The sequence below is a fragment of the Croceitalea sp. P059 genome (assembly GCF_031846365.1).
GTDB classification, from domain to species: domain Bacteria; phylum Bacteroidota; class Bacteroidia; order Flavobacteriales; family Flavobacteriaceae; genus Croceitalea; species Croceitalea vernalis.
This window is the reverse complement of sequence record NZ_JAVRHW010000004.1, coordinates 164053-177746: the sequence shown is the minus strand read 5'-3', so window position 1 is coordinate 177746 and position 13694 is coordinate 164053. Positions and strand designations below refer to the sequence as shown.

Sequence of the window (13694 nt, the reverse complement as noted above, 5' to 3'; positions counted from 1 at the left end):
CCGATGGAGCAGATGGTGCCCAAGGCCCACAAGGATTACCTGGAGCCGATGGAGCAGATGGTGCCCAAGGCCCTGCCGGGGCAACAGGTGCAACTGGTCCAACAGGAGCACAAGGTCCACAAGGTAATGTAGGTCCACAAGGTGACCCCGGTCCAACAGGAGCAACTGGAGCAACAGGTGCGCAAGGACCAACAGGTCCACAAGGTCCGGCAGGGGATCCAGCATCAGACAATCAGAATGCATCTGAGGTACCAGTGACAGATACAGCAGGAAATTTTACAGCAACAGATGTTGAAGGTGCTCTAACGGAACTAGCAAATCAGATTTCTGGAGATGAATTAACCACCACTGTCGTAGCAGGTAATGGTATTGATGTTACTAATACCGTAGCTGGAAATAACACCGAATACACAGTATCTGGAAGAGTAAGTGCTGTCGCAGGTAACAATCTTTTTGTTTTTGCCGATGGTTTTTGGGCGGCCGATAACCAATCAGCAGGAGAGGTTCCTTTTACACCTGCAGGAAATATTAGTAGTATTGATGTACAAACAGCTTTAGAAGAATTAGATGGAGATATCACCGCACATAATTCAGCCGACCAGGACCTAAGTGCTACAAACGAGTTAATAACTAGATTTGAAGTTAATGGTACTAACCTTGAAATAGAAGAAGCTGGAACAACACGTCAGGTAGCATTATCTGATATCGGTTCTGATGACCAAGAGGCTAATGAAGTTGATTTAGCAACGGATGTTGATCTTGATGCAGATGGAACAGATGAAACAACGGTACAAGCTGCACTTAGTGCATTGGATGCTATGCCTAAAATTTATGCTACTGGAAAAGTTGCAGGTACAGGAGTAGCTGCATCAATTTATGGAGCAACAGTTTCTAGAATTGATGAAGGTGATTATCAAGTTACTTTTAGTGCAGCTGCCGCAAATGTTAATTATATTATTCAATTAGTAACATTTGATTGTGGCGGTGATTGTCCTGGTAATACAGGTTCTGACTATGATGACCCAGGTATTACTTATTATGACCAACTAGCCTCTGGGTTTAAAATAAATATTGGCGATAGTGATAATGGTGCTACTCAAAAAGATGACATTGATTTAGAATTTATGTTCACTGTTATTGTTTTACCCTAAAAAAATAAACTAACCAAGAAGTTAAGAATTAATGAAAAAGTTAATAATAACTATAGCATTCCTCATTTTTTGTATCTCTGTGAATGCTCAAATTGAAGGAACTTCAATACCTAGTATTCCTCAACTTACTGCGGCCGAAATGGCAACAATTACGTCACCCAATATTGGATCATCTGTTTTTGTTACCGATGACCAAAAAGTATATATGTATACTACATCTGGTTGGGTTACGACTGATGTACAAAATGCAGGAGAAGTAAATTTAATAAGCCCAATCGATATGGATGAAGGTGGACTTCCTTCGCCTACTGACGAAACGACGGTAGAACAAGCTTTACAAGCAATAGCGCCAATCACGTCAGCTTCAGGAAGAATATTTTACCCTCCATCGATAGCAATTGATGCTTCAACAAATATAGTTAATGCAACAAAAGATTTATATGCGGAATACGTAGCTCAATTTGCTTCAGTCAATACTATTGCTAGTGACGGGGCTCCAAGTGCAGTACCTATTTATGCAGCAGGTGAATTGTATTACTATGTTACTTATTTTGATCCTGCGGTATTCGCGAATATTGAAATAAGCAACACTGGAGTTATGGAATATGACATTATAGGTCAACCTGCAGATTACAATTCATTACTAAATATAGTATTTGTAGTAAAATAACGTTTAAAAACGACCCCAAATCGATTTGAAATATCTAAAAACATATAGAACTTCTTTTCTAAGTATTGCTTTTGTAATGCTTGGCATGGCAGTTATTAACGCCCAGTTTTTATTACAAGCTCCAAATAGTGGCGATGAGAATAATTATCGCTGGTACGAAGCTCAAGATACTACTACTGTTCTAGGAACTGATTCGTTTTACGAAGCAACTCAACCCGGTGTTTATTTTGCAACTTATGACGGTACACTGTGCGGTTCAAATGCAACGGGGTATTTTATATTAACTAATTGTAACGCCCCGGATAATCAAGTTACTTTAGATATTACGGCAAATGTACCGGCCACTGCAACTGTAAGTTGGAACCCAGCTTTATCAGGTGATCAATCACAACCAACAGTAGTAGCTACTGAGGATGTTGAGCGTTATGTCGCTACCATAAATAAGGCAGGTAATTCTTCTGAATTACCAAGATTCACAGTAGTTTGTTTAAATCAAGCGGCTGACCTTTTTGATGATTTTATTACGGTTAACGAAGATGAATTTGTGACCGTTCCAATTTATGATAACGATTCCGGTTTGCCAGATTCTGGAACACTTACGACTACAGACCCAGCAAACGGTTCTGTAACAATAGATGACAATGGAACACCGAACGATCCGAGTGATGATATGGTAACTTACACGCCAGACCCGGATTATAATGGTCCTGATTCATTTGATTACACAGTTTGTAATACCGCTGGTGATTGTAGTACCGCAACAGTGACAATAGATGTACTTCCGATAGTAGACACTTTTGATGATTCAGTAACTACAGATGAAAATGTAACAGTCGATATTCCTTGGAGTCTGAATGACAATGATTTACCAAATGTGGGGACTTTTTCTAATACAGACCCAGCTAATGGTACTGTTATTTTGAATGATAACGGAACACCAAATGATCCATCAGATGATGATATTGATTATGTTCCAAACCCAGGTTTTACAGGAACTGATAGTTTTGAATATACCGTTTGTGATGATTTAGGTAATTGTGATACTGCAACTATAACTATAATCGTAATTGACGATATGGTATCCAATATTGATGCCGATAATGATGGTATCATAGATAGTTTTGAAGATTTGAATCTTGATGGTGATAATGACCCAACGACAGACCCAACAGATAGCGATGAGGATGGAATTCCTGATTATTTAGATATCGATAGTGATGATGATGGGGTGCCTGATAATGTTGAAGGGCAAAGTACCGATGATTATATTGCGCCGAGTGGTGTTGATTTAAACACCAATGGCCTTGACGATGCTTATGAGAATGATGGAAATATTGGTATAATACCAGTTGATACGGATGGAGACGGCTTACCTGATTACGTTGATGAAGATAGTGATAATGATGGTGTGCCTGACAATATTGAAGCTCATGATTTTGATCAAGACGGTATCCCTGATGTGGTTTGGACTGGATCTGATAAAGATATGGATGGCCTTGATGATGGTTACGAAGGTGATACTCAGATTGACGAAGACGTGAATGATGAGATAGATGATCCATTGGGCGATTTGCCAAATACTGATCAGGATGGTGAGTCTGATTACCGAGATTTTGATGATGACGATGATGGTATAGAAACTGTAGATGAAGATTTAAATGCTGATGGTGATTTTGCCAATGATGATTCAGATGATGATGGCGTTCCTAACTATTTAGATCCAGATTTAGGACCTACTCAGGTTGATGAAATTGAAGTATTTAATGTATTAACTCCAAATGGAGATGGAGTGCATGATGTACTTAGAATAGCGAACATAGAAGATTATCCAAACAATACCGTAAAAATTTATAACAGATGGGGCGTATTGGTTTTTGTGACCAAGTCCTATAACTCCTCAGGCAATGTCTTTGATGGTACCTCTACAGGTAGAGTTACTATAAATCAAGACAATAAGCTTCCAGTTGGAACGTATTTCTATATCATAGATTACAAAGACCTAACTGGTAACGTGAAACAATTGTCAGGTTACATATACATTAATAGGTAAAAGAAAAGACTGTGGAGAAGCGTTTAAAAAATATTATAAGAATTTTGGGATTGCCCATTATGCTGATGTCATTCAACATAGCTTTGGCACAGCAAGATGCCCAGTACACACAATATATGTATAACACTGTGAGTGTTAATCCAGCATATGCCGGTTCAAGAGGGCATATGAGTATAGGTGCTTTGTATCGCGCTCAATGGGTGGGTCTCGAAGGAGCACCTGAGACACAAACTTTTAATATTCATACACCTTTAGGATATCGCGGAGTAGGTGCCGGAGTATCAATTGTGAATGATATTATCGGTCCGACATCAGAAACCTATTTCGATGTGGATTTTTCATATACCGTTTTAACGGGTATCGATGGTAAACTTAGTTTCGGATTAAAAGCTGGTGCACATTTGTTAGATATAAAATTCTCAGAGCTAAATCAAGACACAGGCCAGGGAGCAGACCCAACATTACAGCAGAATATTGACAATCGTTTTTCACCTAATGTAGGGGCTGGAGTATATTATCATACTCAAAATTTTTATGCTGGCTTATCAATTCCAAGATTTTTAGAAACTACTCATTTTGATGAATCATCATTGTCAACTGCAGCTGAACAAATGAACTGGTATTTTATTTCGGGTTACGTTTGGGATGTAAATGCCTTTTTAAAATTTAAACCAGCTATTCTTGCTAAGGCTACCCAGGGAGCACCTTTACAAGTAGATGTATCAGCAAATTTCATGTATAATGAAAAATTCGTGCTTGGAGCTGCATATAGATGGGATGCCGCTTTTAGTGGGTTGGCAGGGTTTCAGATTTCTGATCAGTTCTTAATTGGTATTGCATATGATAGAGAGATAACAGATTTAGGAGCCACTACTTTTAATGACGGTTCTTTTGAAATAGTATTGCGTTATGATTTCATTAGAACGGTAGGTAACTTAAAATCTCCAAGATTCTTTTAGATTTACCCTATAACTACATAAGTATTTCTGACTATTAAGTTGAATAGTTTTCTTTTAAAGGTTATATTTTTGCCTTATGGAAGAGAAAGTCATTTTAGTTGATCATAATAATCAACAGTTAGGTCTAATGCCTAAAATGGAAGCTCATGAAAAAGCTGTATTACATAGAGCATTTTCTGTCTTTGTAATGAACGACAAAGGCGAAACAATGCTACAGCAACGTGCAGCACACAAATATCACTCCCCTTTACTTTGGACAAATACATGTTGCAGTCATCAACGTGATGGAGAAACTAATATTGAAGCTGGTAAACGCAGATTAGTAGAAGAAATGGGCTTTGAAGTGAATTTGAAAGAGGTATTTTCATTTATTTATAAAGCGCCGTTTGATAATGGTTTAACTGAGCATGAATACGATCATGTAATGGTTGGATACTCCAACTTAGAACCAAAGATTAACCCTGATGAAGTTCAAGCATGGAAATGGATGCAACCGGACGCGATAAAAAACGACATTGCAAAAAACCCTGATGTATATACAGCATGGTTTAAAATCATTTTTGACCGATTTTATGATTATTTAATTGAAAATCAGAAACCATGCGCGTAAAAATTAGTAGAAAAGCCCATTTTAATGCGGCACATCGTTTATACCGACCCGATTGGAGTTTTGAAAAGAATGACGCTATATTTGGTAAATGTAATAATCCAAAATTTCATGGTCATAATTATGATTTAATAGTAAGCGTTACTGGTGAAATCGATAAAGAAACGGGTTATGTCATGGATATGAAAGTTTTGAAAGACCTCATTAAAGATGAAGTAGAAGAAGCTTTTGATCATAAAAACTTAAATGTCGACGTTCCTGATTTTAAAGAATTAAATCCTACTGCAGAAAACATTGCAGTTGTCATATGGAACAAATTGAGACCTCATATTAATTCCGATAATGAAATAGAGGTAGTCTTGTACGAAACGCCGCGTAATTTCGTTACCTACTCAGGTTAATCATTCTAATTATGAATTTGTATCCTTTAAAATTCGAACCCATTCTAAAAGAACGACTTTGGGGTGGTACTAAGCTAAAAGAAGTTCTGAATAAGTCAATTGAAAGTGATATTACCGGTGAAAGCTGGGAACTTTCAACTGTTACAGGTGATGTTTCTGTTGTTGCTAATGGTGATTTAAAAGGTAATTCATTGCAAGATTTGATAAATGAGTATGAAGACTTATTATTAGGAGAAAGTGTCGTACAACGCTTTGGACGAGAATTTCCAATCTTAATTAAGTTTATTGATGCCAAGCAAGATTTATCTATTCAGCTACACCCAAATGACCAACTCGCAAAAGAACGCCATGATTCTTTTGGTAAAACGGAAATGTGGTACATTATGGATGCTGATCCAGGATCTAATTTAATCGTTGGTTTTAATAAGGATGTTAAAAAGGAAGAATACAAAGAAAGTGTTGAAAATGACACACTTTTGGATCTTTTAAACTATGAAGCAGTAGAAGAAGGTGATACTTTTTTTATAAATACAGGTAAGATTCATGCTATCGGAGCTGGAGTGTTACTGGCTGAAATTCAGCAAACTTCAGATGTTACTTATCGCGTTTTTGATTTTAATAGAAAAGATAAAAACGGCAACTTAAGAGAGCTACATACTGATATGGCTCTAGAGGCTATCGACTATAGTAAAAAAGACGATTTTAAAGTTAATTATGAGCGTAAAATAAATCAATCTAACCAAATGGTAGATTGTCCTTATTTTAAAACAAACGCACTACATCTTACCGAAAACCTAATACAGGATATTAAAACAAGAGATTCTTTTACAATTCTCATGTGTGTTAAAGGAGGCGCAAATATTGCGAATGATTACGGTACTTGTGAAATTGAAAAAGGCGAAACTGTTTTAATCCCTGCCTCAAGTAGTACACTAGAAATTATAACAAATAGTGCACACCTTTTAGAAGTAACGATTTAATTGGTATTTTTGAGTAAAACGATATTATGGCAAGCATCCGTGATTTAAAAAAGGACATTAATTTTGTTCTTGGCGATATAATAGAGGCTGTGTACCAATGGGAAGCGGCAACTGATAATAAAAACTCTGCAGAAGGGTCTAGTTTAGTTGATAAAGCCATTGAAGCTTTCGACTATTTAATGGACAAGGTGAATACCAATGCAGAAGACAAAAAAGCTCATTTTAAAACTGTGCGCAGTGAATTAGAAGCAAAAGCAACAGAGCTAGTTGAAAAACTAAATGCATTGCCTAGCTAATTCTTTATTTGTTAAGTGTCTTCAAATGTTCTTTTAGAGCTTTTCCGTATTTTGACTCAGCAACTTCTTCTGTTAAGTTATTATAAATAGAATCTAAATATTTAGGGTTGGCATCCGAAATTTCCGTTAATGCTACGTAAGGCGCTATAAATGAATCGGTATTTGTTAGCGCAAAGTTTGTGGTGTATTTATATCGACTCACAAAATTCTTTTCACTTATTATTTTTAAGGAGTCCAGCTTTGATTTATTTTCTTTGATTTCTGGCAAAAGACTGCTTTGAAAAATTTCAATATCTCTAGTGTTGAATTTTGTTATCATCGCATTGAATTCTGAAAGTTTGTCTTGTGATTTAGATCCTGAAACTTCAGATTTGGTATCAACAGTATTCCATGCAGTTTTTATATATATTAAGCCTGGTTCACCAAAAAAGGTAATTCTATCATTTATAGTATTATTGTCAGCTTTATCTAAATACAAATAAAAAATTTCAGGACTCTCTACTTCATGATTAAAAGTAAAATTACCGTCACCTTTTAATGCTATTGAATCTATGTTCGTTAAGGTAGAATCTTTAAGATGTTGTAAATAAAGCATACCTTTTTTAAGACCCGCTATATTACCATTTATTGTCATGGTATTTTTAGTCGCTTTTTCGCAAGCACCAAGTATTGAAATTAAAATAAATACTAAAAGTAATTTCTTCATGTCTGAAATTTGAAAGCGCAAATATCGAGAAAGTGTTTGTCTTTTTAAACTTTTGAAGCGACTTCCATTAAAAGTGCACATAAATAGGCCCCTCCGGTACCAACAACGTAACCAAAAACTGCTAATAAAATGCCCACAGAAGTAAGAGAAGGATGAAATTCCGCAGCAACAACTGGTGCTGAAGCAGCTCCGCCTACATTTGCCTGACTGCCGACGGCTAGAAAGAAAAAAGGAGCTTTAATAAGTTTAGCCACTATAATAAGAAGTGCGGCGTGAATTAAAATCCAAATTAGACCTATTACTATTAGACCTGGGTTTTCAAATACCGCTCCTAAATCCATTTTCATGCCAATTGTGGCAACTAAAATATAAATGAAAACGCTACCTATTTTACTTGCTCCCGCACCTTCATAGTTTTTGGCTTTAGTAAAAGAAAGGCCAATTCCAATTGCAGTAGCAAAAACGACCATCCAAAGAAATTTTGATCCCAGAGATGATAGCACTTTGTCTTTATCGCGGATTACCTTAAAAGTATTTTCTAAAAATTCAGCAAAGTGATTGCCTAAAAAATGAGCAATGCCAACTCCTGCAAATGCATAAAGTAAAAGCATCATAAAATCATGAAGAGAGGTCACTCTTGCAATTTTAGCTGTATGCTCAGACACTTTGATTTTTAGTGCTTCAATTGAAGATGTATCGGCTTTAAGCCACGAGTCAATTTTTTTGGTTTTACCTACACCAAGTAAAATAACAGCCATCCATAAATTTGCTACTACAATATCAATCAAAACCATACCTCCATATTTTTCTTGATTGAACTCAAATACTTCAAGCATAGCGGCTTGATTAGCCCCACCACCAATCCAACTACCTGCAATTGTGGCTAAACCTCTCCAAACAGCATCGGGACCAACACCGCCAACGGTTTCAGGCGAGAATATTGATACAATTAAAATAGCTATTGGTCCACCTATGACAATACCTGCCGTGCCCGTTAAAAACATAATCAATGCCTTGGATCCTAAATTCAAAATTGCCTTTAAATCAATACTTAAAGTCATCAATATTAAAGCTGCAGGTAATAAATAGCGACTAGCTATGTAGTAGGTTTGAGAACTTTTTTCATCAATAATTCCTGTACTTGCTAATATGGATGGTAATAAATAACACATCAAGACCGTAGGTATAACGGCGTAGAATTTTTTCCAAAAGGTTGTCTTTAATGAAGAGGTATAGAAAACGAGGCCTAAACACAAGGCTAAAAGACCAAAAATAACAGTGTCTTCGGTAAAAGGTAGTTGGTTCATAAGTTGAAGCTATTGCCTCAAATATAGCAAAATCAAAAAGAGCTAGATGTTCAACCAGTAGGTGAATTTTAAGTTTATAGAACGACTTCTAGGCATGAAAGTATTAACGAAATAGTTGTCATTATAGACAATAAATAAATCTGACAGTGGTGCAAAACGCCATTGCACTCTAGAATTGAAACCTAAATTATCACGTTGGTTACTGTATTGTACAAGTGTAGACCAGAAAATAGATTTGTTTAAAGTGATGTTGATTCTTGGACTAATTAACCATAAATCTGCACTTGGATAAGGGTCTGGAAGGGTAATTTTATCGTAATTGACGTTCAACGAAAGAAATACTTTGGGTTGCAAACGCAAACTCATATCGCCTTCAAAAGAAAAACGTGCACCATTGTAAAAATCGCCATATTGGGGTTCTAGAGAATAAGAAAAGACTTTCCGTCTATCAGAACGAAACTGTATTTCAAACGCTGTATAATTATAACCAATATCAGCAGGTAATTCTACAGCACCATCCGTACCAGTAGGGTCAAAAGTATCTGTTAAAAAGGTATACCTATTAAACATTCGAACAGAAATTTCTTGTTGTTGTTTGAATTGGGCACTCCAGGAACTAAAAATAGTGTAATCTGTATTTTGATAATCTAAAGTAGGTCTCCAAATAAAATTAGGACTAAACCTAAAACCATGAGTATTTAGTTTACCTTTTTTAGGCCAAAAATTATATTCTGCAAAAGGACGAGCTGCAATAATATCAGTTCGTCTAATAAAACCTAAATCCGATCTAAAATCGTCGCCTATATAATTACCTCTAACTCCAAAATTGACATTTCTAGAGTTATATCTTAGGTCCACGCCAGTAGAACTGTCTTCATCTCCTATATCAGTTGCGAAAGACTTATGATAGTAAAATTTACCGACCCAAGTATTGTCAGCAGAAGCAAGGTTGTAATCGAGGCCAACAACTCTATTATATCTATCAGATGCTTCTACAAAATCATAATCTTTAAAAGTTTCACGATTCACAAAAATGAAGCTTAGATTAGATCTTGAGAACATCTTCTTTTGAAGGGCAAATACAGTATTGTTATTACTTGCTATTTCATTTGATATATCTTCTTCCGTTTGAAGGTTTAAAAGGCCTAAACGCCAATTTTCATTTAATTTTCCGCTTAACCGCATTCCGCCAATAATACCATTTTCAACACTTTCACCGTCAATATCTTGTGCTATACCAATTCGTCTTGAAAAAAATGGATTAGCATCACGGCGACTGCCAAAGCTTGCAAAAAGATCATTGTTGTCAACAAAAAATTGACGCCTTTCGGGTAATGCAACTTCAAAGCGAGTTAGGTTCGTGATAAAATTATCGACTTCTACGGTCGAAAAATCTGGATTTAGGGTCAAATCTAGATTTAAACTATTGCCAACAGCAATCTTTGCGTCTCCACCCACACTCAACGTGTTTAGGTTATCATTGGTTTCAAAATCTTTAGCGCTAATAGCGTTAACATAAGGTATTAAAGCTATTGGAGTTCTAGACTTGCCTAAAGGCTTTTCAAACACCATATCGCCCATAAAGGCCAAACTAAATATCAACTGGTTTTGTGGTATTTCTATCCAGGTACTAGTCTCGTTTGATTGGGTGTCAAATCGATAACTATTCATACGCCATTTAGTTTCACCTTCTTTAAATTTAAATGATGTTAAAGGAATGGCCCATTCTGTAACGTAGTAACCATCATAAATTTTCGATTCGCCACGCCATTTTACATCCCAAGAAGTCGTAAAACCATTAAGGTCAAAACCACCACCTGATATTAATGCTTCTCTTCTTACGCCATATGGGTTTGAGCCAAATAAAAATGCATTAGTACCATCGTTAAAAGTATCAAACATGATACTAATGTTGTCATTACCACCAGCTCTAAAGTCACGTTGTAAAGAAGGTACTACATAGTCATCACCTGAAGTATATATTTTACTACCAACATAAAGAGTAGTGCTGCTGTAAAGCATTTTAATCTCAGTTTGCTGTTCAGCTAGAATAGAATCAGAAGGAAAATATTGTTGAAAATTATTCGCACTTTCAGCTTTTTCCCAAATAGCTTCATCTAATATGCCATCTATTTTTATTTCTTCTTCTATAAATTTTATTGTGAATGATTTGGGATTAGTTTGCGCATTACCAATTAAAAAAAAACATAAAAGAAATGGTAAAAGGTAAGTTTTTGGCATATGTTGGTTTAAATTAGCGCCCAAATTTAAGTCTTACGCACGTTAAAAAAATCCCAAAAGACTATAGATAAAATCTATAAAGTATAAGAAAGTATAAAATTAAAAATTGTTTTATATGTTTAACCAGTAGGTCAATTTCAAGTTTATAGAACGACTTCTTGGCATAAACGAGTTCACAAAATAATTGTCATTATAAACAATAAATAGATCAGATAGCGGAGCAAAACGCCATTGTAGTCTAGAGTTAATACCTAAATTATCACGTTGATTACTGTACTGAACGAGTGTAGACCAAAATACAGATTTACTAAAAGTGATATTGGCTCTGGGGCTAATTAACCATATGTCAGCAGTAGAATAAGGGTCAGGTAATTCAATATGGTCATACTGAGCGTTAAAACCAATATTTACTTTAGGGATAAAGCGCAAAGTGAAACTTGTTTCCATTGAAAAGCGATTCCCGTTGAAAAAACCTCCATAACTAGGACGTATGGAATATGAAAACAGTTTGCGATTGTCAGATTGATATGAAAGTTGAAAATTATTAAAATGAAAGCCCTGATCTGCAGGTAAGGCCAAAGCATCATCCTTACCAGTCGGTTCAAATTCACTTGTCAAATAAACGAATCTTTTCTCAAAACCTATTTGCAACTGTTCTAAAGTTTTAAAGACACCAGTAACGTTTGCAAAGAAATTATAATCAGAATATAAAAAATCAAGATTCGGTCTCCATGTTACTAAACTAAACAATTGACCTTCGTATCTATTTATTTTTCCTTTTTTAGGCCATAACCGCCCTTCAAGGATATTGGCTACTTTAAAGATATCTTTTCTGCGAATAAAGCCTAAATCAGAATTAAATTCTTCGTCAACAGAAACGACATCAATAACAGCCGTGAGATTACGGGTGTTTTTGCCTAAGTTAAATCCTAGTGAGTAATTTCCATCGTTATCTCCAGGTTGAAAAGACTTATGTGCATAGAATTTACCGGTCCAGCTATTATCTGCAGAGGCCAAGTTATAGTCCAATCCAATTACTCGATTGTATTCTTCATCTTCTGGCAAAAACGAATCCGCTTTAATTGCTTGTCTATTAATGAAGAAAACTCCTAAGTTGGATCTTGAGAATAACTTTTGCTGTAGCGCGAACATCATGTTATTATTAGAAGGTATTTCATTTTCTGAATCTTCTTCTGTCTGAATATTAAGAAATCCGAGTCGAAGGTTTTGATTTAATTTTCCACTTAAGCGTAGGCCACCAATAATCCTATTTTCAATTGTGTTGTCTGCAGTATCTACCGCGATGCCAATTCTCCTTGAAAAGAAAGGATTAGCATCTCTGCCACCACCAAAACTTCCGAAGAGGTCATTATTGTCCACAAAAAACTGACGCCTTTCCGGCAAGGCTACTTCAAAACGAGTCAGATTTGTTATGAAATTATCTACTTCAACTGTCGAGAAATCGGGATTTATAGTTAAGTCAAGATTAAGGCTATTGCCTACAGCTATTTTTGCATCTGCTCCTACTTTAAAATTATTAAGACTCGTACTATTCTCAAAATCTTTGGCACTAATACCATTTAAATAAGGAATTAAAGCTAAGGGAGTTCTTGATTTTCCTAAGGGTTTTTCAAAAATCATATCGCCCATAAATGCTAAACTAAAGATGAACTGATTTTGTGGAATTTTCATCCAAGTGGTACGTTCATTAGTTTGCATATCTAAGCGATAACTATTAAAACGGAACTTAGTTTCTCCCTCTTTAAATTTAAAAGAGGTTAATGGTATGGCCATCTCTGCAATAAAATGATTGTCATATATCTTAGATTCTCCTCGCCATTTTACGTCCCATGAAGTCGTAAAACCATTTCTTGTAATACCTCCACCAGAAATCAATGCTTCTCTTCTCACACCAAATGGGTTAATACCAAAAAGAAATGCGTTTGTTCCATCATTAAAAGTGTCAAATACCAAACTAATTTGATCTATTCCACCGCCTCTAAAATCGCGTTGTAATGAATTGGTTAAAAAATCTCTTCCTTCTGCATTAGCCTTTATGGCAATATATAAGGTTTTATTGTCGTACAACATTTTGATATCTGTCTGTTGTATTGCCATTACAGAGTCTGATGGGAAATATTGATGAAAATCTTTAGCACTTTCTGCTTTTTCCCAAACAGATTCATCAAGAATGCCATCAATTTTAATCTCTTCCGTAATAAGTTTTACAGTAAAAGATTTCTCTTGATTTTGTGCACTGGATTGAAAAATAATGAAAAGAAAGAATAGCGAAGCGTAAATCTTTGCCATAGGTTATAATAAATTA

General features: G+C 35.7%; 11 protein-coding genes and 1 pseudogene. 8 read left to right on the top strand and 4 right to left on the bottom strand.

The features are described 5' to 3' along the window. From RM542_RS13470 to RM542_RS13435, 8 genes and pseudogenes are all read left to right on the top strand, one after another. Nucleotides 1-1151: pseudogene (locus RM542_RS13470) on the top strand (hypothetical protein); the annotation flags it as partial. A gap of 31 nt (nucleotides 1152-1182) precedes the next feature. After that, nucleotides 1183-1821: a hypothetical protein gene (locus tag RM542_RS13465; RefSeq protein WP_311386269.1), complete on the top strand. Its 639-nt coding sequence runs from the start codon at nucleotides 1183-1185 to the stop codon at nucleotides 1819-1821. 76 nt (nucleotides 1822-1897) lie between these two features. After that, nucleotides 1898-3871 (top strand): gliding motility-associated C-terminal domain-containing protein, encoded by a 1974-nt coding sequence (locus RM542_RS13460; RefSeq protein WP_311386274.1) that lies wholly within the window; start codon nucleotides 1898-1900, stop codon nucleotides 3869-3871. 59 nt (nucleotides 3872-3930) lie between these two features. Next, complete coding sequence (locus tag RM542_RS13455) at nucleotides 3931-4830, top strand: type IX secretion system membrane protein PorP/SprF (RefSeq protein WP_409220557.1); 900 nt, start codon at nucleotides 3931-3933, stop codon at nucleotides 4828-4830. A 76-nt stretch (nucleotides 4831-4906) separates the two neighbouring features. Then, nucleotides 4907-5440, top strand: a complete 534-nt coding sequence (gene idi / locus RM542_RS13450) for an isopentenyl-diphosphate Delta-isomerase (protein WP_311386268.1) — start codon at nucleotides 4907-4909, stop codon at nucleotides 5438-5440. Next, on the top strand, nucleotides 5431-5838 hold the full coding sequence (locus RM542_RS13445) for a 6-carboxytetrahydropterin synthase (RefSeq protein ID WP_311386267.1): 408 nt from the start codon (nucleotides 5431-5433) through the stop codon (nucleotides 5836-5838). Before idi ends, RM542_RS13445 begins: the two co-directional genes overlap by 10 nt. Nucleotides 5839-5849: 11 nt before the next feature. Continuing rightward, on the top strand, nucleotides 5850-6818 hold the full coding sequence (locus tag RM542_RS13440) for a type I phosphomannose isomerase catalytic subunit (RefSeq protein WP_311386266.1): 969 nt from the start codon (nucleotides 5850-5852) through the stop codon (nucleotides 6816-6818). A 26-nt stretch (nucleotides 6819-6844) separates the two neighbouring features. After that, a complete protein-coding gene (locus RM542_RS13435; protein WP_311386265.1) occupies nucleotides 6845-7114 on the top strand; it encodes a hypothetical protein in 270 nt (89 codons plus the stop codon). A gap of 4 nt (nucleotides 7115-7118) precedes the next feature. Here the strand turns inward: RM542_RS13435 and RM542_RS13430 are convergent, their stop codons facing one another. The 4 genes from RM542_RS13430 to RM542_RS13415 all read right to left on the bottom strand — a co-directional run bounded on the left by RM542_RS13430 (nucleotide 7119) and on the right by RM542_RS13415 (nucleotide 13678). Then, nucleotides 7119-7820, bottom strand: coding sequence for a DUF4369 domain-containing protein (locus RM542_RS13430; RefSeq protein ID WP_311386264.1), 702 nt, complete (start codon nucleotides 7818-7820; stop codon nucleotides 7119-7121). Between the two features lie 44 nt (nucleotides 7821-7864). Then, nucleotides 7865-9127, bottom strand: a complete 1263-nt coding sequence (locus RM542_RS13425; RefSeq protein WP_311386263.1) for a DUF819 family protein — start codon at nucleotides 9125-9127, stop codon at nucleotides 7865-7867. A 42-nt stretch (nucleotides 9128-9169) separates the two neighbouring features. Continuing rightward, a complete protein-coding gene (locus tag RM542_RS13420) occupies nucleotides 9170-11368 on the bottom strand; it encodes a DUF5916 domain-containing protein (protein ID WP_311386262.1) in 2199 nt (732 codons plus the stop codon). Between the two features lie 111 nt (nucleotides 11369-11479). Further along, complete coding sequence (locus tag RM542_RS13415) at nucleotides 11480-13678, bottom strand: DUF5916 domain-containing protein (RefSeq protein ID WP_311386261.1); 2199 nt, start codon at nucleotides 13676-13678, stop codon at nucleotides 11480-11482. Nucleotides 13679-13694 lie beyond the last annotated feature (16 nt).